Below are 20797 nucleotides of genomic sequence, written 5' to 3'. Positions count from 1 at the left end.
TTCTGAAAAAGCTTCTGCAGTGCAGAAGCTTTTTTCTGGTTTCTATTCGGATATTGCCCTGGTAAGTGCTGGCAGGATCTGACTCTTGCGTGAAAAGATTCCCTTCTGCAGATCATGACCGCCCTCAGAATGATCCGGGAATGCCTCCTGGCACTTTTCTCCTTTTTCTCCTGCAGAGAAGAAGATGGAGCCTTCATCTGCAATCGAAGTAAAAGCAACCACAAGTAAGTCCAGGCCTTTCTGCTTCACGAGACGATCAATGGCTTCCTGGATTTCTTTTTCTCTGCCCTTCACATCATTTATCGAAGCAACCATGCACTGGCTGATCATCGAACTGCATCCTGAGATGTCATAGTATTTGATATCTTGCACGATCATCTCATGAATGCTCTGGTTCATATTGGCTGCGGAAGCAGAGAACATCTCACGGCCGAACTGATCAATATCAAGATCCGCAAGAGCCGCCAGGATATTCGCAGTATCGATATCTTTCTTCGTCGTAGTCGGAGACTGGAAAATCAGCGTATCAGAAAGAATTGCTCCAAGCATCAGACCAGCAAGTTCACGCGGAATCGGAATCTGATTCTCACGGAACATCGTGGCAATGATCGTTGCGGTAGAACCGACAATCTCATTTCGGAAGGAAACCGGCTGCGTCGTCGCGAAGTCATTGATACGATGATGGTCCACGACTTCCAGAATCTGAGCCTTCTCGACTGCGCGTACCGACTGAGAGAACTCATTATGATCGACAAGGATGATCTTCTTGTTTCTGTATTCCATGATGTGGCTGCGGGTCACATAGCCGACCAGATGGTCTTCTTCATCAATGACGGGATAGCTGCGGAACCGGGTCTTGGCCATCTTTGCGCCAGCTTCTTCCGCAAGATCATCTTCATGGAAAACGACCGGCTTTCTGCGCATGACCAGTTCAATGCACGGCGCAAAGAAGATATAACGGGACGTATTCATACTGCCATGTCCGGAGATGATGACCGGACAGTGATACTTCTTCGCTTCTTCCAGGACTTCGGATTCGATTTCCTCTGCCCATACGACAATCAGCATCCCGGCGCCTTTCTGAATCAGCTTCCGTTCAGATACCGGATCATTGCCGACAATGACAATGCGATCTTTGATTTCGTAGTTATCCGTTCCGGACTTTGTCATCGCAATGATCGAGACTTTGCCGTTCAGATGTATTTCAGGATCATCATAGATGATTCTGCCGCTGATTGTCTTCGCAATATCTTCCGTGGAAGTCTGCTGCAATAGATCAATGCCGACTGCGGTATCGCCAAGTCCGATCTTGGCCAGATCGCTCTTTGACACGAAACCGATGACCTTTTTCTCGTGATCCGTAACTGCAAAGGCAGAACGTTCCGTTTCATGCATGAGACGGATCGTCTCATAGACCGTAGTTTCCGGAGAAATCGCCTCCGGAGAATCGAGATTGATTTCCTTCAGTTTCTTTCTGGCATCTTCCAGCAGCATCGGTTCTTCAAACCCGAAGCGCTTCAGAAGATACTTGGTTTCATTGCTCAGCTTGCCAAGCCGGCAGGGAATTGCCTTGACTCCCATCGCCCGCTTGAAAAGCGCATACGCAATTGCCGAGGCCACGGAATCCGTATCCGGATGCTGGTGGCCGGTAATATAGACAGGATCCTGCTGTTCCATTTTCTGAACTCCTTTTCGAATATGAGCCTGCTTCTATTTTAATGATACCGAAGGTCCCGGCAAGTTACCGAGACCTTCAGAACATTGTATCAATTCACAAATTTCAAGAATCAGAACATATAAATTCTGAGCACTGCTAGCAGAATTCCAGTGATCAGTCCGCCCAGATGTCCGGTTCTGGAAATATTCGGCATAAAGTTGATGATCAGGTTGGCAATGCACATTCTCAGCACGCTGGTCAGCACATACGGATTGCTCAGGGAACCCGAACGGACGAGCAGAAACAGATAAGCACCCATCAGTCCGTAGAGGCCTCCGGAGATGCCGATCGTGCTTGTCCCATCATCTCCGAAGAACGTCGTCACCAGAGAACCCCCGATGATGGAACCGAACAGGATGATCGAGTACCAGAGCGAACCAAACATCGATTCCATGTAAGAACCGAGACTGTATAGCGAATACATGTTCATGATCAGATGCCAGGGCTGCACATGCAGAAACCCTGACGTGATCAGACGATACCATTGTCCCCGCTTTACCTGCATCGGAATCAGTGTGTATTTGTAGATCTGATCACTGCCCGATCCGAAATGGATCCACAGGAAATTCGCAATGCAGATGATCAGAACAATCATGGTTATACTCATGAGAATTCCTCCGATGCCATAATCCTACCATGAAACCACGGATCTGGCATTCATTCAGAAAACGCCTCCGTTTCCGGAAGCGCCTTCTCTTCAGTGCTATCTGATTACTGTTTCTTGCTGAACCTGATCTTCAGTTCCCGCTTCAGTGCATATGGCAGAATTGCCTTGACCATGCCATCTTCTGCGGAATACATCCTGGTGTTCTGAGGCATATCACGCTGCAGATGAATCGCATCAAATTCACACCTCGTCGTGCATAGACCGCATCCGATGCAGCGATTCACATCAACCGTTGTAGCGCCGCACTTGAGGCAGCGGTTCGCTTCTTTTCTGACCTGCTCTTCGGTGAATGCCAGACGGAAGTCTTCATAGCTGTGCGCTGCGTCACCAGGCTTCATGCCCGGTGCCTGACGCTTTGCATTGTCATAGCTCTCCACCTGAATATCATCCCGGTCAAGCTCGATGAAGTTCCTGAGATCTCTTCCGAGCTTCAGATCGCCCTGTCCCGGATGCACGAACCGATGCATGCTCACCATGCCTTCACGGCCATCCGCAATCGCATCAATCGCAAACTTCGCACCATGATTGATATCGCCGCCCACAAAGATATCAGTCTCTGCGGTCTGCAGCGTTACCGGATCTGCAACTGCAGTTCCGTTTCTTCTGAGCTCCACTTTTGTTCCATCCAGCAGATTGCCCCATACCGGTGCCTGACCGATCGAGATCAGCACATTCTCACATGGGACTGTAACGATGTTGGTTTCATCATAGATCGGATGGAATGCATGGTTCTTGTCGAACACTTCCGTGCACTGCTTCAGAACGATGCCGGTGATCTTTCCGTCTTCCGCAAGAATTTCCTTCGGTCCCCAGCAGTTATGAATGACGATTCCTTCTTCCTTCGCTTCTGCCACTTCATCGGCAGCGGCAGGCATCTCAGAAGGGCCTTCCAGGCAATACAGATCTACAGATTCTGCACCGGCACGGAGAGCAGTTCTTGCCACATCGATGGCGACATTTCCGCCGCCGATGACTACCGTTTTTCCGCTCAGGATCTTTCCATGATCTGCTTCGCTATGTCTCAGGAAGTCAACGCCGGATACTGCCAGCTCTTCGTTCGGTATGCCTGCCTTTCTTCCTGTCTGCATGCCGATGGCAACAAAGAATGCCTTGTATCCTTCTTTTCTCAGCTGATCCAGGGTCACATCCCTGCCCACTTCAGTATTGAAGCGGAATTCAGCTCCCATTGTGCGGATCACATCGATCTCGGCATCAATCACCCGGCGGTCGAGGCGGAATGAAGGAATGCCATATCTCAGCATGCCTCCAGGCTCAGCATTCTTTTCGAATACGGTGACCGGATATCCCTTTTCTCTGAGATAATACGCAGCACTTAAGCCGGCCGGACCAGCTCCGATGACTGCAACCCTGAATTCCTCTCCCCACTGATCGCCATGTTCATTGCAGCACTCCGGTATATACCGGTTTTCTGCTTTCAGCTCCTGAGCAGCGATGAACTTCTTGATCTCATCGATCGCAACTGGCGAATCAATCAGTCCTCTCGTGCAGCGATCCTCACACCTGCGATTGCATACCGCTCCGCATACTGCCGGCAGCGGATTATCCTGCTTGATGAGCTTCAAGGCATCCAGGTATCTGCCCTCTGCAGCCATGCGCACATAGCCCTGAACGGCAAGATGCGCCGGGCAGGCCGTCTTGCAGGGCGAAGTTCCGGTCTCATAGCAATTGATCTTCGCATCATCGCGGTAGTTCTTATTCCATTTTTCCGGACCCCATTTCACTTCATCAGGGAGTTCTGTCTTCGGATAGATCACCTCAGAACCATCCTTCCGGCAGAGCTTCTGACCAAGCTTTGCCGCACCGACGGGACACACCTCAACGCACTTTCCGCAGGCAACGCACTTCTCATGATCCACGTGCGCCCGATATGCACTGGCAGAGAGATTCGGCGTATTGAACAGCTGAGAAGTACGCAGCGCATTGCACGTCGTATTCGAGCAGTTGCAGATGCCAACGATCTTATCTTCGCCATCGAGATTGGTGATCTGATGCACGAAGCCGCTCTTCTCAGAACGTTCCAGCAGAGCCATGATTTCCTCATAGGAAGCAGGTTTCGCATCTTTCTTCGTATCAATCAGATACTGCGCCATATCGCCGACTGCTATGCAGTAGTAATCCTCGATGTCACCACCGCCTTCGCCGCGGATGCGCTGCTGTCTGCGGCAGGAACACACATCCACCGCATACTTGTCATACTTATTCAGCCAGTGCGAAAGCTTTTCCAGAGATACGGATTCACTGACATGCTCGATCGCCTTCTCGACCGGGATAACATGCATGCCCAAGCCTCCGCCGCCAGGCGGAACCATATGGGCATTCTTGCCCACCGGAACCATGCTTGCATAATTGAAGAACGTTGCGACTTCCGGGTGCTCTTCTGTGAGTCTGCCATTCATCATCATGTATTCGCCGGAGCCGACTACCCACTTCGGCACGAAATACTGCTTTTCATGATCCTTGTTCTCGAAGTCGAATTCCAGAAGACCGATCTCTGCAATGTGCTCTGCGATCGTCTCTGCCCGGTAAGTGCTCATCAGGTTGCGCTCGCCAAGCTGAGCAGCGGTCAGCTTGACGGCACGCTTCTTGCGGAAGCTCAGCATGAACTTCACTTCCTCTTTCGTCAGCAGCCGGTCCAGCAGCCAGAAATCCGGAGTATTTTCCGTCACATTTTCCGCTTTGTGCAGGTCTCGGTCATCCGCAATCATCATGACCAGCTTCTTCAGAAGCGCGGCCTTCTCCGCATCATCGCAATGATAGTCCTGAGGCAGAAAGTCATTGTCATTGAACAAATAGTTCCTGTACTTTTCTGGGATCATGATCTTTTTCTCCTTTTTGTGAAATTCTTCACCTGATTTCATCATAGCATCCCATTCTCTGGTTTCCGCGTCATTTTTCACTGATTCATGCCTGTTTCAGCTTGATTATTGCAGCTTCTGCATAAATAATGAAAACAGCTATGGATCTTGCCTATATCAGAGAGTTCGTCGCACTCGCTTCTTCGTTAAGCTTCAGTGAGACCGCCGAACAGATGCATATCTCCCAGTCTGCCCTCAGCCGTCATATCCAGGCCCTGGAGAAAGAACTCGGAGAACCGCTTTTCATCCGCTCCACCCGGAAGATGGCACTGTCAGATCTGGGAACCCGGCTGCTGCCGTTTGCCGAAGACATCACGAAGTCTGCTGAACAAGCCGAACAGCTTCTGAGCCAGGATCGGAATTCCATTCTGATCGGAACGGCCCATAACCCTCACCTGTATCTCATCACGGATTCCATCATCCGCTTCTGCAGCGAATACCCGGATATCCATATCAGAATGATCGAAAAGGATCTGGATGAACTTCAGAAAGACTTTCTGGAACACCGTCTTTCACTTGTCACGATGGGCTTCCGCAGCGGTGAAAAGATTCCTGCCCCGTTCATCCAGGCAGGCATCAGCAGGATTGCTGCCCTGGTTCCAAGGCAGCACTTCCTTGCTGATCGGAAAGTCATCAGCATTCATTCCCTTAGCGGCATTCCGCTGATCATTCCTCCGGAAAATTCACTTCTGACCGAAAACCTTCTCGATTGCTTTGAGAGGGAAGGAATTTCTATGCGCATCATCTATCAGGGAAGTACGCAGGGAGGCATCCGGTTTCTCAAGTTTCATATGGGCATCATGCTTGCCGATGAAAAAGAAGCAGGCCAGTATCTTGCCGATGATCTGGTTCTGCTTCCTATTGCAGAAGATATCAGTTATGTATTCGGGCTGGAATATCAGTCCCGCGTTTCTGTTCCCGAACAGAAGTTCGTGAGTTTCATCCGTCATCTCTTCGAGACACCGCGCACCTAATTCACTTTTGCAAACTGGCTGTTGTACAGACTGGTATAGAAGCCATTCTCTGCCATCAGGGAATCATGCGTTCCCTGCTCGATGATCTTTCCATCCTTCATAACCAGAATCAGATCCGCATTGCGGATCGTGCTCAGACGATGCGCTACCACAAAGCTTGTGCGTCCGGTCATAAGCTTATCAAAAGCATTCTGAACCAGCAGTTCCGTGCGGGTATCGATGGAAGAAGTTGCTTCATCCAGAATCAGCATCGGCGGCAGGCACAGCATGACTCTGGTGATGCAGAGCAGCTGCTTCTGGCCCTGGCTGAGACCGTCATCCTTCAGCACCGTATCAAGGCCTTCAGGGAGTCTGCGGATGAAGTCCCAGCTGCGTGCTTCCTTGCACGCATGAATAATCTCTTCATCAGACGCATCCGGTTTTCCGAACCGGATGTTTTCTCTTACCGTCGTATTCTTGAGCCATGTCTCCTGAAGCACCATGCCGTAGTTCCTGCGCAGGCTTCTGCGGTTGACCTGGTAGATTGATTTTCCATCTACCCGGATATCACCATGATCGGCATCATAGAACCGCATCAGGAGATTGATCATCGTGGTCTTGCCGCATCCGGTCGGACCGACAATCGCAATCCGCATGCCTGGTTCTGCATGCAGGGTATAGTGTTCAATCAGCTTCTGGTTCGGCACATAGCTGAAATACACATTGTCGATATCCACCGTTCCCTTCGCAGCTGGAAGATCCGGCAGCGTTTCGGTTTCTCCTTCCAGAGGAATCGCATCCTTCTCCGGGGCTTCATCAATCAGGGCAAAGATTCTTGCCGCACAAGCCATTGCATTCTGCAGTTCCGTAACCACGGAGCTGATGTCATTGAACGGCTTCATGTACTGATTGGAGTAATTCAGCAGCACCGACAGCCCGCCGACCGTCAGCCTTCCATCCAGGATCCGATAGGAGCCAAGCAGTGCGACTGCCGCATAGATCACACTATTCACAAAACGCGTGGAAGGATTTGTCAGCGAAGAATAGAAGATTGCTTTCTGGCTGTAAACTCTGAGTTCTTCATTGATCTTCTCAAAGCGCTCGGAGCTTCTCTGTTCATAACCGAAGGCTTTTACCACTCTTGCCCCGCTGATCATCTCCTCGATCAGGGCGGTTTCTGCTCCTCTTGTTTCACTCTGTTTCCGGAACATCGTATACGAATGCGTCGCAATGAAGCGGGCTACAAAGAAGCTCAGCGGCGTCAGAACNACGACAAGCAGCGATACTTCCAGCGACTTCCGGAACATGAAGATCAGCGTGACGAGAATCGTGATGACACCGGAAAACAGCTGCGTGAATCCGAGCAGCAGTCCGTCGCTCAGCTGATCCGCATCCGCAATCACGCGGCTGACCAGATCACCGGTGCTGTGACCATCCAGATACTTCAGGGGAAGACACTGGATCTGCCGGATTGCCTTTGCCCGGATCTCCTGAACTGTCCGGTAAGTGATGCGGTTGTTGATGAGATTCATGACATACGTCGCCGCTCCAGCCGCAGCAACGAGCACGAGGATTTCCGTGAGAACCCTTGCAACTGAGGCGAAGTCTACTTTTCCGGCGGCGATGATGCCGTCAATTGCATCCCCGAAGAGAACCGGCACATACAGCTGCAGAATCACGGAAACAGCTGCCAGCACAATGCTCAGAATCACAAGCAGACGGTAATTAGAAATGACGCCGATCACCTTCTTCAGCACTTCTTTCGAAGAAACCTGATCGCCTTCCATCTCCACGGTCTGATTCAGAATCGATTTCCGCTTCATGCCAGCACCGCCTTTCCCTCAGGCTTCTTCTCAGGAAACTGCGAATAGAAGATTTCCTGATAGATCTCGCAGTTCTGCATGAGTTCTTCATGCGTGCCTTTTCCTGCCAGCTTTCCGTCATTGAGCACGAGGATCTGATCCGCCTGCATGATCGAGGAACATCTCTGCGAGACGATGAACGTCGTGCATGGATGCGGAAGGGAACGCAGAGATTTGCGCAGTCTGGCGTCCGTCGCAAAGTCCAGCGCACTTGCACTGTCATCCAGGATCAGGATCTCCGGCTGCTTCACAAGAGCTCTGGCAATGGTGAGACGCTGCTTCTGGCCACCGGACAGATTCCGGCCGTTCTGCTCCAGCATGTAATCGAGCTTTCCGACTTTGCCATTGACCACTTCTTCCGCCTGCGCCGTCCGGACTGCTTCTTCCAGCTGCTCCTCTGAAGCATACTCATTGCCCCATTTCAGGTTGTCGCGGATCGTTCCGGCAAACAGTTCTGCCTTCTGCGGAACAACTCCGATCTTTGCGATCAGTTCGCCTTCCCCATAGTCTTTCACGTTCACACCATCTACACAAACCGTTCCGGATTCCGGATCATAGAAACGCGGAATCAGATTCACGAGCGTGCTCTTGCCCGAACCGGTGCCGCCGATGATGCCGATCGTGGAACCAGGCGCTGCCGAGAAGCTGATATCCGTCAGCGACTCAGCCCCTGCTCCCTGATAGGAAAACGAGACATGATCGAACACGACGCTGCCGCTATGATCTCCTGCTCTGCTCTCTTCCGGATACTGCATGGAAGACTTTACATCCAGGATATCTGCCACTCGGTCTGCACAGGCCAGAGATTTGTTCAGCGTGATGATCAGCGAAGCAAGCTTGATCAGCTCCACGATCATCTGCGCCATGTAATTGTACAGAGCCACGACATCGCCCTGCTGGATCGAACCGAGATTCACCTGAATGGCCCCTCTCTGAATCAGCAGAATCGTTGCCAGGTTGATCAGCACATACGTAACCGGATTCAGAAGTGCTGAAATTGCTCCGACTTTCTCGTTCTGCATCGTCATCACACGGTTGGCTTCATCGAATTCCTTCACAGAATCCCGTTCCCGCCCGAAGGCCCGGATGACTCTGACACCAGTCAGATTCTCTCTGGTAAGACCCGTGATGCGATCCAGTCCCATCTGCACCTTGCGATACATCGGAACCGTGACCACCATGATCCCGTACACCACGGCAAGCAGAATCGGCACCGCTGCCAAGAAGATCAATGCGCACTTCACATCGATCGTAAACGCCATGATCACCGATCCGAATACGATGAACGGACTTCTCAGCAAAAGTCTCAAGCCCATGTTGACACCCGTCTGCACCTGGTTGATATCCGAAGTCAGACGGGTGATCAGCGTTCCGGTACCGAGCTGGTCCAGCTCGGTATATGAGAGATGCTGAATGTGATCGAAGACTGCCTGCCGTACTTTCGTGCCGAAGCCGACTGCCGCCTTTGCGGCGAAATACTGAGCCGTGAAGCTGCTCAGCATGCCAGCTGCCGCCAGCAGGATCAGCACGCCTGCTTCACGCAGAATATATGCCTGATCGTCTCCGGCGATGCCGATGTTGATGATCCGTGCGACCACGATCGGCACCAGGAGATCGAAGAACGCTTCCAGCATCTTGAATAGTGGTGCCAAGATGCTTTCCTTGCGATAATCATGCAGAAAAAGCCATAGCCGTTTCATAAAACTCCCCTTTTCTCTTCTCCAGCATACTCATGTTTCGAAAATACAGAAACTATTCTTTTTAATCATTTGCCATATAATTTCTGTATAGGAGGAACCTTATGGACCTGAAACAACTCGAATACTTCGTGGCCATTGCGGATGCCGGCAGTATCAGCGAAGCTGCCCGCCGTCTGCACCTTTCCCAGCCGCCGCTTTCGTATCAGATGAAACAGCTTGAAGCCGAACTCGGCTGTCCGCTCTTTCTGCGCGGCCACCATGAAATCGAGCTCACTGCTGCCGGAAAGCTCCTGTATGAACGGGCCACCCACATCCTGTCCTATGCCGACAGCACGAAGCGCGAAGTCGCTGAAACCGGAAAACGCCGGGTGCTGCGCATCGGCGTCACGAGTTCCACCTCTGCCATCGTGCTGCTGCTCGTCCATGCATTCTCGCTTGCCCACCCGGATGTCCGCTATGAAATCACCGATGCCACTTCCTTCCAGATGCTTGATCTCCTGGAAGAACGTGTCCTTGATGCCGGCATCGTCCGCACTCCTGCCAAGCTGACCGGCCTGGAAACGATCCGGATTTCTTCGGATTCGATGATTGCGGTGGACCAGTGGTCTGCAGATGAAGACCCACTGACATTAAAAGAGCTGTCAGAACGGCAGCTCGTATTATATCGTCGCTATGAATCTTTCATTCTGGATGCCTTCGCAGGAGATCATGCAGAACCGGATATCTTAGTTCTGACGGATGACGCAAGAGACTGTCTCAGCTGGGTAAGAGGCGGAACCGGAACCGCCATCGTTCCAAGTTCCATGAAGTCCTCCTGCACAGATCTCCGGGTCCATCCGATCAATGACTCCCGTCTTTCAACAGAGATCCTGCTTGCGGCCCGGAAAGATGAATATCCCTCCCCGCTGCTGAGTCAATTCTGTTCCTTTGTGCGTCAGCACAGAGCTGACTGACGCGCGCTTTCATCTGCTTCAGATCCAGCACGCCATACGCAAATCCCTTCCGGACAAGTTCCGGCGGAAGATACTGATCATACTTTTCAAATAACGGTACTTCTTCCGGATACAGCAGATCCATCGCATCATTCTCTTTCTCTGCTTCTTCTCCAAGTACCTGCCAGAATTCTTCTTCGCCCGCATCCATCGTGAACTGCATCCAGTACGGTCTCGCACTGTCAAAGCCCTTCAGGCCAAGACGGGACTTGCAGCGGATTCTCAGCAGTCTCTCCAGCGCCAGAAATGCATACGTGCCAAGCCATGGGAAAAAGCACCACATCCGTCCGCCCATATTCACTAATGGCTTTCTTGACAAGCCAGCATCCCGCCATTGCGTTCTTGCGGTGATCAGTCTGGAAGCGGCGTGTTCCATCAGATACGGATACATCGTATCTTCATCGAGCACCTGCTTCATGCGCTCGATGATCCGCGTATGGATATCTCCCGGCACATCTCCGAAATAAGCAGGAATCCTGCCTTTGACTTCATGCACGTATACCTGGAAATGCTTCAGATCCACCTCTTCGACGACCCAGACCTTGCCGGCAATCGCAATCTTATCGCCAGCCGGGGGCGGAGCCACAATCGTACCGAGCTCCTGGGAATCACAGCGCACATGAAACTCCTGATTCTCCTGGAAGACGGCATAGAACCTGAACGAATTCGTGATCCGCTCTCCTTCCAGTCCGACAATCAAGCCGCCGTTTTCCGTCTTCTCGATATGGTCGATCGATATCAGATGCCTAAGCAGAGTTCTGTAATCGTCCTGCGTGATCTTCCGGAACGGAGAAAGTGTCAGAACTCTGGTCGCAAGTTCAGCCGGCGACATCTCTCCATCTGCCGCCAGCGTGCTCATGGTCTGATGGTAGAGCAGGCTGTAAGGCAGACGATCCAGACGCGGCGGTTCCACCCAGCGCTCTTCCGCATACAGCTGCACGAGCGAGATTCCCTGAAGCAGTTTCCAGGGCAGAATCTCCGGCAGCAGTGCTCTAGGCTCGGGCTGTTCTTCCCGCATCACGAACCACATCTCCGGCGGTTCGCCTCGGCGCCCCGTTCTGCCCATTCGCTGCAGAAACGATGAAACCGTAAACGGCGCATCAATCTGGAATGCCCGTTCCAGTCTGCCGATATCAATGCCGAGTTCCAGCGTTGCCGTCGTGCAGACCGAAAGATTCCGGTCTTCATTCTTCATATCCTCTTCTGCCGTCTCCCGGAAAGAAGTGGACAGATTGCCATGATGGATCAGGAACCTGTCCGGTTCCTCCCTTGCCTCACAATACGCCCTGAGAGACTGGCAGACACTCTCGCACTCTTCTCTGGAATTCGTGAAGATCAGGCACTTATGCCCCCTCGTATGCTCGAAGATATACGCAAGCCCCGGATCTGCCGCCTTCGGTGCTTCATCCGATGCAGGCTCGATTTCCTGCTGCACCTTCATCGGATCTGCCCCCTCTTCCTGAGGTCCGCTGAGATAGAAATGCTCCATCGAAAGACGCCAGGTCTCTTTCGGTGCGTTCAGCTTCGGGATCACCGTGCCTCTGCCCGTTCCTGCAGCCAGGAATTCCCCCGCCAGCTTCGGATCCCCGATTGTCGCCGATAAGCCGATTCTTCGCGGATTGACCCCAGCCAGATGACTCAGCCGTTCCATCAGGCAGAAACACTGCCCGCCTCGATCGCTGCGTAAGAGCGAATGCACTTCATCAATCACGATGAACCTGAGATCTCCGAACAGTCTCGGAATATCCATGTGCTTATGCACCAGCATCGCCTCGAGCGATTCCGGAGTGATCTCCAGAATGCCTCTCGGCTTTGCCAGCATCTTATGCTTGCGGCTCTGCGAAACATCGCCATGCCAGCGATAGACAGGGATATCTGCCTCTTCGCATAATTCATTCAGCCGGGAGAACTGATCATTGATCAGCGCCTTCAGCGGCGCAATATAAAGCACGCCGATGGAAGAAGGAGGATCTTCATCCATCAGCGTCAGAATCGGAAAGAATGCGGCCTCGGTCTTGCCTGAAGCCGTTGACGCAGTCAGCAGCACATTCTGATCCGTATTGAAAATCGCATCCCCGGCAGCCACCTGCACTGCTCTGAGGTTCTGCCATTGATGACGATAGATGAAATCCTGGATGAATGGTGCATATCTGGAAAATACATCCATAGTCTTTTCCTTTCTCAGATGATACAGCCGAACATTCACGGTATAAGCGTAGATGTAATGCATTTTTTCCTGTTTCAAGCTTTACATCAGATCCGGCTTCTTCTATTTTTCAGTAAGCGCGCTGATGATTTCTTTCCCATGGCAATTCACTTTAACAGCACTTAGTATCCTCGCAGCTCGCAGTTCCTCCAGAGTTTCTGGCTTTTCAGCGATCAGCTGATCCAGTTCTGAGTTGGTGAAAATATAATATGCAGGGATATTCATCTGAGTGGACCTTTCTTTCCTGAAACGAATCATTTTTTCCCTCAATGCAGAGTCATCCCGATTTACCTGTTCTGCAGATTCATCTGTTTTTTTCAGAACAGCAGTGACGGCTGTTTTTTCAGCATATTCCCAATATTCCGTTTCATAATCTCTAACAACTTCCTTATTGTAGTATTTCAGGATGTTGTCAGCGATTTTCTGCATATCTTTCTGTGAGGAAAGGAAATCCTTATTCGCAGCGATGTCTTTCTTCAGATAATCCACCAGCTGATCAGAACGGACAACTCTGTTTCTGACTTCCTTCGGTGCATATCTGGAATTCAGAATGTTCTTTTCATTAGCCATCACCACAAGCGGGATATCCCACTGATCCAGGCTCCTGTATGCCAAGCTGTTCAGCAATCCGCCGCTATTTCTGGATTTCCAGATTTTCTTATATACCTCAATATGTCGTTCCGCTTGCCTTAAAGGAGAATAAATCCCCTCTCTGATCTTATGACCGTTATAAGTCCACTCCCGGATAAAATCACCATTGCTGTTGATTGTTATAGTGCCCACAAGATTCTTGCATTCGATAAAATAAATCTTTGCAGGTGTAATGACGACATAGTCGATTTGTGCTTTCAGATCCTCATATTCCAGATTGATATCATGCAGAACATACATGCCGATGTTGGCATTTTTCAATTCAAATTCAATTTCCTTCTCACCTTTCAGCCCGATCTCACAGAGTTTAAGTTTCTTATTCAGTTCTGCATTATCAGGGTATTCATCAATTACTTTGTTCAGTGCATCAATCTGCTTTTCCAGTTCTGTTCCCTCTTTATAAATGACAGTTTCTCTGAATTTGCTGAACATCCCCATATTTTCTTTTTTTCCCTTAAATTCTGATCTCTTCAGGCCACATGATGCAACCATAGGAGAACTCTCTTTTTCTACAGCTATGACTCTGGAGGCAGCTGCCCTATCATGAATTAACTTATTAATCTTCGGCAATTTTCAAGATCGAAGGAACGGTCCGGAAATCCGTTTGTTCCACAGATAGTATCAGCACGGTCCTCTTTGATAAAGGAGATTTCATGCCGAATCTGACACGAGGATAACATGGTCTTCTCTCTGGTCTAAGTTTCTTCATCAGATCGTGAATTCTGCAAATGCTTCCTCTTTCTGATCGCTCACCGCATCCGGCTTCGCATAGCTGAACTGATCCGAATTCAGCAGCTCTTCCGCCGTCAGCTCCGGATGCTGGTAGAGAATATCAAGCAGCTCGATGAAATCCCGGATCACTTCGCGCGGCGTGATATTGGCATCCGCTCCGATCCGGCTGTATTCGATCCGGATGAACGTCTCCAGATCTTCCGTCTGCAGTTTTCTCTCATACCCGTATAACCCTGCATGCATATCAGCCAGCTTTTCGGTCAGCACCATCATCTCTTCCGCCGTCAATGGTTCGAGCCGGATCACAGGCGCCAGGAGATCTCTTGCCCCTTCTCTGGAGAACTTTCCTTCAGCTAATCTTGAGCGCAATGCCTCATAGCTATACACCCCTCTTCTAGGATCTTCGATAGCCTGCGGAGTTCCGCACATCAGGATGCCGAGATACTTTGCTTTGCCCTGCAGCGTATCGTTGTACATCATCAGAATCTTCTCGTAGTTGTACTGCCGGCTGATGGCATTCGGAATCTTCGAGATGTTCACGAGCTCATCAATCATGATCATCATGCCTGCATACCCAGCCTGGCGGAAGAAGAATGCAAACAACTTCAGATACTCATACCAGTCATCACCTTCGATGATGATATTCACGCCGAGTTCTTTCTTCGCATCAGAACGATGCTCATATTCTCCGCGGAACCACTTCAGCACCGCTGCCTTCATCTGCTCATTGCCTTCTGCATAGCTGCGGTAGTACAGGATCAGCAGCCTCGAGAAATCAAAGCCATGAACCAGCTCGCTCACGCTCGACACAACCTGATAGATCTTCTGCTCCACGGCTTTTGAGAACGCCGGATCGTCTGCAGAAAGACCTGTCTCTTTCGCAATCTCCGTCTGCACAGAACTGATCCACCGATCCAGCACCAGTCCTAGAGCTCCGCCCTCAGGTCTGGTCTTCGTACTGAGATTGCGAATCAGCTCCCGGTAAGTTGCAAGCCCCTGGCCATTGGTCCCCTGAAGTCTGCGATCCGGGGAAAGATCCGCATCCACCACAATGAAACCCTTGTCCATGACATAGTTGCGGATCGTCTGCAGGAGAAAACTCTTTCCTGATCCGTACTTGCCGACAATGAAGCGGAAGGAAGCACCTCCTTCTGAAATGATATCCACATCATGAAGCAGTGCTTCAATCTCATGCGTTCTTCCTACGGTAATATACGGAAGGCCGATCCGCGGAACCACGCCGCCCTTCAGGGAATTCAGCACCGTCTGCGCAATCCGCCGCGGTACTTTCCGATTCTTCTGTTCTTCCATATCAGTCTGAAAACTCCTTCTTCAGCTCTTCTGCATAGTCTTCGACGATCACCGGATCATCTCCATCAAAGATGATGACACTGTCTCCGAACTCCTCAAACAGCTTCTCATTCACGGCATCTGCAGCCACCGTCACTAAGAGATGCGCCTCCTTCAATCCGGTCTGATAATCTTTTCCCTCAATCAGATCCTTCAGGAAGCGCTGCTCGGCAGGGCTGAGATCATATTTCGTTTCCATCTCTGCTTCTGTCTCACTTGATTGCGAAGTTTCAATGGGTTCCGCATCGTCTTCCCGTTCTTCATCGGTCAGAAGGCGTTCTCTCGTGATGCCTGCTTCCGAGCGGATTCTGCCGAGATCGTCCATATGAATCTCGATCTTCGGCCGTTTCTTCTCTTCCTCTTCTTTCAGAAAGCGGATCGTTTCTTCATGAATGAGCTGCTGCAGTTCCTGGCTGATGCGCATCTTTCCGGGCTTCAGCACCTTGCCTGAACCGCAACACTTCCGCAATTCCTGGTCGATGGACTTCAGCACGTCTTTCAGGGCTTTCTCGGAATCATTCTTCTTCCGGAATGCCGAAGAAGTCCAGCGGCCGTTTCTGCATTCATAGATCCGGATCGGGCTGACTTCAAAGGTCCGGTCTTCCTTCTTCTGATCATAGAACATCGCATTCCAGAACATGGCTTCCGGATATGGTTTCAGGCTGCCGATCAGTTCTTCTGACAGATCGATTCCATGATTCTTCTGCCAGTCTTCTCCCAGCATTCTCCAGATCTCTGCTTCGGCATGTTCAAGAGCTTCCGGCTGATGTCTGTACCAGAGGTTTCCCTTCGGTTCATACATCGCATACTGTCTCAGCGACATCGACAGCATATGATCATCTGCTTCTTTCTTTCCGGATACCACGGAAGCCAGATCATCCACCTTCACTTCTTCCCGGAAACATTCCTGCACATGATCATACAGTCCGTAATACACGGTATACTGGGCCATCCATCTGCGCACATACTGGATCAGCACCGTCTTCTGAAACTGCAGCAGATACGTTTCGAGAAACACCTGGATCTTATGATATCCATCTTCCGGATCCTTCACGCCGATCTGATTCAGCAGCTCATACAGATAGACCAGGGCAAACGAATCGCAGGTCTCCCGGATTGTTCCATGCCGGTAGTCCGTACGCCAGGAGAAATACCCTCTGAGCTGATCGACCCGCATATCATGATAGACCGGGAAGGCCCGTTCAAAGAATCCATTCCATTCATAATGGTCTTCATAGTTCTCCATGAACTTTCCCTGCACATAGAAGTTGCGTTTCCTATCTTCTGCCGTATAAGTTCCAGGCTGAAACAGTGCTTCCATATTACGGATCTGTACCGGCACGGTTTCCTTCTGCCAGGAAGCAGGAGCCCGGGGAATCGGCACATCCGAATAGCTATGATCATCCATCCGCACAGATCCCCCTTCCTTCCCTTCATGTTACTCCAGTTCGGTTTCTCTCTGCATCAGTTCAGAAAGCCCATCTGACAGTTCCCGGAGTTTGGCCTCATCTCTGATCAGATACGTGCACCGCTCTTTCTGCAGCACCCCCTGCTTCACGAAATCATCCATCAGCTTCTCGATATGCCGGTACGACGCACCGAGGCTGTCCGCGATCTCCGTCTTCTTCACCCGGAACACGGAACCCCGGCAATGCTCGAGAATGAAGAACGCCAGCCGATCTGCCAGCGGATACGCCTCAGCACAGATCAGCTTCACGGCATTCTCATGTTCCTTGCGGATCGTCAGCACACTCAGCTTCTGCAGAAACGCATGATCTGCACACAGAATCCTCCGGGCCTCCTTCATGTCAAAGGCAAGCAGGCTGCACTCCCCGATGGCCCTGACGGTCATCATCGCCGGTTCATCATTCAGCAGCTCCATCTCCCCGATGAGACATGGCGCATGAGCGGTGCGGATCAGAATTGTCTTCCCATTTGATAAGTCGCACGAAATCCCGCACTTTCCATTCGTTATCAAATAGAACGTGTCCATATGACTGCCCTGTCTGACCAGACACTTTCCATCCGGAACCGACCGTACGGTTCCTCGTTTCAGAAATCCTTCCGGGAATAAGTCCCTGAGATGATCAGTCTGCTGCATAAGCCTCCGGAATCATCAGAAACAGGAGATTTCTCCTATTTCTGAAGTTCTGACTCCAATTATACTGATCCCGTAAGAAAGAAGCCATATCGGCAAAGGAGGAGATCCTATGAAACCAACCAGAATCATTCTTGACTGCGATACCGGACACGATGATGCCATAGCCCTGATGACCGCTGCAGGAAACCCTGCGATCGATCTGATCGGCGTCACCTGCGTAGCCGGCAATGCAACTCTGGAGCACACGCTGCCTAACACCCTGCACGTCTGCCAGCATCTCGGCATCCATGTTCCGGTCTATGCCGGCTGCGATCGCCCGATGGTCCGCGACCGGATCACTGCCAGCGACATCCATGGCAGCAGCGGCCTCGATGGACCTGTCTTTGAAGAACTGACATGGAAGATGGAACCGGAGCACGCGGTACACTACATCATCCGCACGCTGATGGAATCCGACGGTGATATCACTCTCTGCCCGACCGGACCGCTGACCAACATTGCGATGGCACTGCGCATGGAACCGAAGATCGCTAAGAAGATCAGTCGCATTGTCTTAATGGGCGGTGCAGTCGGTCTTGGCAATACGACTCCGGCTGCCGAATTCAACATCCTGGCAGATCCGGAAGCAGCGCATGTCGTCTTCACTTCCGGAGTTCCGATCACGATGATGGGACTTGATCTCACCAATCAGGCCCTGGCAACTCCGGAGATCATCTCACGCATGGCCGCCATCGGCAACAAGGCCGGGGCTTTATTCCATGACATCATGAGCTTCACGCTGAAGAGTCAGGCGCTCAACGGCCTTTCCGCCGGTCCGGTACATGACGTCACCACGGTTGCCTGGCTGATCGACCCTTCCATTTTCCAGACCAGAGATCTCTATGTCGAAATCGACCTCTCGCATGGACCATGCTATGGCAGAACCGTATGCGACTATAACGGGCGCCTCCATCATCCTGCAAACGCCACGGTCGGACTCGGACTCGATCTGGATCGGTTCTGGGATCTCGTCGAACATTCTCTGAGAAATCTTGCCTGAGGCAGTTTTCGGCAGAACGTTTTTCAAAACTGAGCGAAAAGTACAACCAGATGAATCAATAGGTTCCTATCTTCCTCTTATAATGAAGAAGAAAGGAACCTTTATTATGCCAAGAGAAAATCCATTGAAGAACATCGTCCGGCTTCAGAAAGAAGGAAAGGCCATCGGCATCTATTCTGCCTGCACCGCCAACGACCTTGTCCTGCGCGCCTGCATGCAGAGAGCGAAAGAAACCAATTCCATCCTGCTCATTGAAGCAACCGCCAACCAGGTAGACCAGTACGGCGGCTATACCGGCATGAAACCGAAAGACTTCATCCGCTTTGTCGAGAAACTCGCAGCAGAAGAAGGAATCTCCATGAATCAGATCATTCTCGGCGGCGACCATCTCGGCCCGCTGACCTTCACGAAGTATGGGGAAGACAAAGCAATGGCAGAAGCCTCTGAGCTGATCCGCCAGTTCGTCGCTGCCGGCTTCACGAAGATCCATATCGATACTTCAATGAAAGTTGCAAGCGATGACCCGGATACCCGGCTCTCTGATAACGTGATCTCGAGAAGAGGTGCGGAACTCGCTCAGGTTGCAGAGAATGCCTACCAGGAACTTCTGAAAGAGAACCCGGAAGCCATTCATCCGGTCTACATCGTCGGTTCAGAAGTGCCGATTCCGGGCGGCTCCCAGGAAGCCAAGGATATGGGCCTTCAGGTCACGAAACCGGAAGACTTCCGCAACACCGTTTCCATCTTTGAAAAGTCCTTCCGGGAACACGGACTGGAAGATGCATGGAACCAGGTCATCGGCTTTGTCGTTCAGCCAGGCGTAGAAGAAAAAGACGCAGGCTGCACCGAATATGATCGTTCCAAAGCAGTTGACCTGATGGCTTCTATCAAAGACTATGATTCCTTTGTCTTCGAAGGACATTCCACCGACTATCAGACCAAGTATAAGCTCCGCGAACTCGTCGAAGACGGTGTCGGCATTCTGAAAGTCGGACCAGGACTCACCTTTGCCATGCGTGAAGGCCTGTTCTCCCTTGCCTATGCAGAAAAAGAAATGCTGAAAGACAAGCCACAGCAGCAGTCTCACTTCATGGAAGTGCTGGATGCTGCAATGGTCCGCGATCCGAAGTATTATCAGAAGCATTATCACGGAACTGATTCCGAGATTGCCTACAAGCGCAAGTTCTCCTTCAGCGACCGCTGCCGCTACTACCTGCCGCAGGAAGACGTTCAGGCCGCGATGCAGAAGATGTTCGATAACTTCAAGGGCGGAGTCCCGTTAGGACTGCTGAGCCAGTTCATGCCGGATGCTTACACGAAAGTCCGCGAAGGCAAGCTGTCCAATGACCCGATCTCCATTGTCAAGGACCGTGTCATTCATACCGTAGACGAATATCTCTACGCAAGCCAGCAGCAGGAAATCAGATTCTGAGCCCCTCTCTTAAGACAGTGCGAACCTTCTTCACACTGTCTTTTTTCATGCAGAGGCTGAGCATTTTCTATGCAGAAGCAATCTGATTTCCTTAGAATAAAGTTAGAAAGATCAGAGGAGGAACTATTATGATCAGAATTTACGGAATGCCTACCTGCCCATACTGCAGCTATGTAGAAGCACAGATCAAAGGCAGCAGCAAGTTTCAGTATATTGACATCGGCTCTGATGTCAGATATATGCATGAATTCCTGGAACTGCGCGACCATGACCCGGTCTTTGACCATTCCAAGGCAATCGGAGATGTCGGCATTCCATGCTTTGTACGAGAAGACGGCACCGTCTCTCTGAAGCCGGAAGACTTCGGTCTGAAGGAATATGGCTCAGAAGAAACCGGAAAGGCATGCAGCATTGACGGAAAAGGCTGCTGAACACCCCTGAACAACGAAATGCCCGCAGACAGCCTGTCTCCGGGTTTTTCTTTCCAATCTTTTTAACATTTCCATACATACAAAAAGC

The 20797-nt window shown here is 51.0% G+C and carries 15 protein-coding genes; 5 read left to right on the top strand and 10 right to left on the bottom strand.

The window, feature by feature from the left end:
* Positions 1-42 precede the first annotated feature (42 nt).
* The 3 genes from FYJ51_RS09475 to FYJ51_RS09465 all read right to left on the bottom strand — a co-directional run bounded on the left by FYJ51_RS09475 (position 43) and on the right by FYJ51_RS09465 (position 5221).
* The gene (locus tag FYJ51_RS09475) at positions 43-1677 is read right to left on the bottom strand and encodes a putative manganese-dependent inorganic diphosphatase (protein ID WP_154505245.1); all 1635 of its coding nucleotides are present in this window, start codon (positions 1675-1677) and stop codon (positions 43-45) included.
* A 110-nt stretch (positions 1678-1787) separates the two neighbouring features.
* A complete protein-coding gene (locus FYJ51_RS09470) occupies positions 1788-2324 on the bottom strand; it encodes a rhomboid family intramembrane serine protease (RefSeq protein ID WP_154505243.1) in 537 nt (178 codons plus the stop codon).
* A 104-nt stretch (positions 2325-2428) separates the two neighbouring features.
* Positions 2429-5221, bottom strand: a complete 2793-nt coding sequence (locus FYJ51_RS09465) for an FAD-dependent oxidoreductase (RefSeq protein WP_154505241.1) — start codon at positions 5219-5221, stop codon at positions 2429-2431.
* A gap of 128 nt (positions 5222-5349) precedes the next feature.
* Here FYJ51_RS09465 and FYJ51_RS09460 point away from each other — a divergent pair, with 128 nt between their 5' ends.
* Complete coding sequence (locus FYJ51_RS09460) at positions 5350-6234, top strand: LysR family transcriptional regulator (protein ID WP_154505239.1); 885 nt, start codon at positions 5350-5352, stop codon at positions 6232-6234.
* Here FYJ51_RS09460 and FYJ51_RS09455 read toward each other — a convergent pair.
* Positions 6231-8000: an ABC transporter ATP-binding protein gene (locus FYJ51_RS09455; protein WP_154505279.1), complete on the bottom strand. Its 1770-nt coding sequence runs from the start codon at positions 7998-8000 to the stop codon at positions 6231-6233. The two genes, FYJ51_RS09460 and FYJ51_RS09455, sit on opposite strands and share 4 nt — an antisense overlap.
* Positions 8001-8032: 32 nt before the next feature.
* Positions 8033-9727, bottom strand: a complete 1695-nt coding sequence (locus tag FYJ51_RS09450; RefSeq protein ID WP_235897272.1) for an ABC transporter ATP-binding protein — start codon at positions 9725-9727, stop codon at positions 8033-8035.
* Positions 9728-9876: 149 nt separating this feature from the next.
* Between FYJ51_RS09450 and FYJ51_RS09445 the strand changes: the two genes are divergently transcribed.
* Complete coding sequence (locus tag FYJ51_RS09445; protein ID WP_154505235.1) at positions 9877-10728, top strand: LysR family transcriptional regulator; 852 nt, start codon at positions 9877-9879, stop codon at positions 10726-10728.
* On the opposite strand, the gene FYJ51_RS09440 is transcribed toward FYJ51_RS09445, so the two are convergent.
* From FYJ51_RS09440 to FYJ51_RS09420, 5 genes are all read right to left on the bottom strand, one after another.
* Complete coding sequence (locus tag FYJ51_RS09440) at positions 10616-12997, bottom strand: DEAD/DEAH box helicase (RefSeq protein ID WP_205946282.1); 2382 nt, start codon at positions 12995-12997, stop codon at positions 10616-10618. The genes FYJ51_RS09445 and FYJ51_RS09440 overlap by 113 nt on opposite strands.
* A 39-nt stretch (positions 12998-13036) precedes the next feature.
* Complete coding sequence (locus FYJ51_RS09435; RefSeq protein ID WP_205946281.1) at positions 13037-14056, bottom strand: NERD domain-containing protein; 1020 nt, start codon at positions 14054-14056, stop codon at positions 13037-13039.
* Positions 14057-14332: 276 nt separating this feature from the next.
* Positions 14333-15667: an ATP-binding protein gene (locus FYJ51_RS09430; protein WP_154505231.1), complete on the bottom strand. Its 1335-nt coding sequence runs from the start codon at positions 15665-15667 to the stop codon at positions 14333-14335.
* Position 15668: 1 nt separating this feature from the next.
* Positions 15669-17114: a TerB N-terminal domain-containing protein gene (locus FYJ51_RS09425; RefSeq protein ID WP_154505229.1), complete on the bottom strand. Its 1446-nt coding sequence runs from the start codon at positions 17112-17114 to the stop codon at positions 15669-15671.
* Between the two features lie 30 nt (positions 17115-17144).
* Positions 17145-17807, bottom strand: coding sequence for a cyclic nucleotide-binding domain-containing protein (locus FYJ51_RS09420; RefSeq protein WP_154505227.1), 663 nt, complete (start codon positions 17805-17807; stop codon positions 17145-17147).
* A 109-nt stretch (positions 17808-17916) separates the two neighbouring features.
* Between FYJ51_RS09420 and FYJ51_RS09415 the strand changes: the two genes are divergently transcribed.
* From FYJ51_RS09415 to FYJ51_RS09405, 3 genes are all read left to right on the top strand, one after another.
* Entirely contained in the window at positions 17917-18846 is a 930-nt protein-coding gene (locus tag FYJ51_RS09415; RefSeq protein ID WP_154505225.1) for a nucleoside hydrolase, read from the top strand.
* 106 nt (positions 18847-18952) lie between these two features.
* A complete protein-coding gene (locus FYJ51_RS09410) occupies positions 18953-20278 on the top strand; it encodes a class II D-tagatose-bisphosphate aldolase, non-catalytic subunit (RefSeq protein WP_154505223.1) in 1326 nt (441 codons plus the stop codon).
* Between the two features lie 128 nt (positions 20279-20406).
* A complete protein-coding gene (locus tag FYJ51_RS09405; protein WP_105304487.1) occupies positions 20407-20709 on the top strand; it encodes a glutaredoxin in 303 nt (100 codons plus the stop codon).
* Positions 20710-20797: the final 88 nt, after the last annotated feature.

Origin of the sequence: Stecheria intestinalis (assembly GCF_009696165.1) — a bacterium.
Taxonomy (GTDB): Bacteria; Bacillota_I; Bacilli_A; order Erysipelotrichales; family Erysipelotrichaceae; genus Bulleidia; species Bulleidia intestinalis.
This window is presented reverse-complemented; position numbering and strand designations above follow the sequence as displayed.

What these genes read in the sequence shown, in the direction of transcription:
- FYJ51_RS09420 (WP_154505227.1), bottom strand. Translation starts at nt 17,807, where the DNA reads ATGCAGCAGACTGATCATCTCAGGGACTTATTCCCGGAAGGATTTCTG.
- FYJ51_RS09410 (WP_154505223.1), top strand. Translation starts at nt 18,953, where the DNA reads ATGCCAAGAGAAAATCCATTGAAGAACATCGTCCGGCTTCAGAAAGAA.
- FYJ51_RS09425 (WP_154505229.1), bottom strand. Translation starts at nt 17,114, where the DNA reads ATGGATGATCATAGCTATTCGGATGTGCCGATTCCCCGGGCTCCTGCT.
- FYJ51_RS09405 (WP_105304487.1), top strand. Translation starts at nt 20,407, where the DNA reads ATGATCAGAATTTACGGAATGCCTACCTGCCCATACTGCAGCTATGTA.
- FYJ51_RS09445 (WP_154505235.1), top strand. Translation starts at nt 9,877, where the DNA reads ATGGACCTGAAACAACTCGAATACTTCGTGGCCATTGCGGATGCCGGC.
- FYJ51_RS09460 (WP_154505239.1), top strand. Translation starts at nt 5,350, where the DNA reads ATGAAAACAGCTATGGATCTTGCCTATATCAGAGAGTTCGTCGCACTC.
- FYJ51_RS09465 (WP_154505241.1), bottom strand. Translation starts at nt 5,221, where the DNA reads ATGATCCCAGAAAAGTACAGGAACTATTTGTTCAATGACAATGACTTT.
- FYJ51_RS09440 (WP_205946282.1), bottom strand. Translation starts at nt 12,997, where the DNA reads ATGCATTACATCTACGCTTATACCGTGAATGTTCGGCTGTATCATCTG.
- FYJ51_RS09435 (WP_205946281.1), bottom strand. Translation starts at nt 14,056, where the DNA reads ATGTTCAGCAAATTCAGAGAAACTGTCATTTATAAAGAGGGAACAGAA.
- FYJ51_RS09415 (WP_154505225.1), top strand. Translation starts at nt 17,917, where the DNA reads ATGAAACCAACCAGAATCATTCTTGACTGCGATACCGGACACGATGAT.
- FYJ51_RS09470 (WP_154505243.1), bottom strand. Translation starts at nt 2,324, where the DNA reads ATGAGTATAACCATGATTGTTCTGATCATCTGCATTGCGAATTTCCTG.
- FYJ51_RS09475 (WP_154505245.1), bottom strand. Translation starts at nt 1,677, where the DNA reads ATGGAACAGCAGGATCCTGTCTATATTACCGGCCACCAGCATCCGGAT.
- FYJ51_RS09430 (WP_154505231.1), bottom strand. Translation starts at nt 15,667, where the DNA reads ATGGAAGAACAGAAGAATCGGAAAGTACCGCGGCGGATTGCGCAGACG.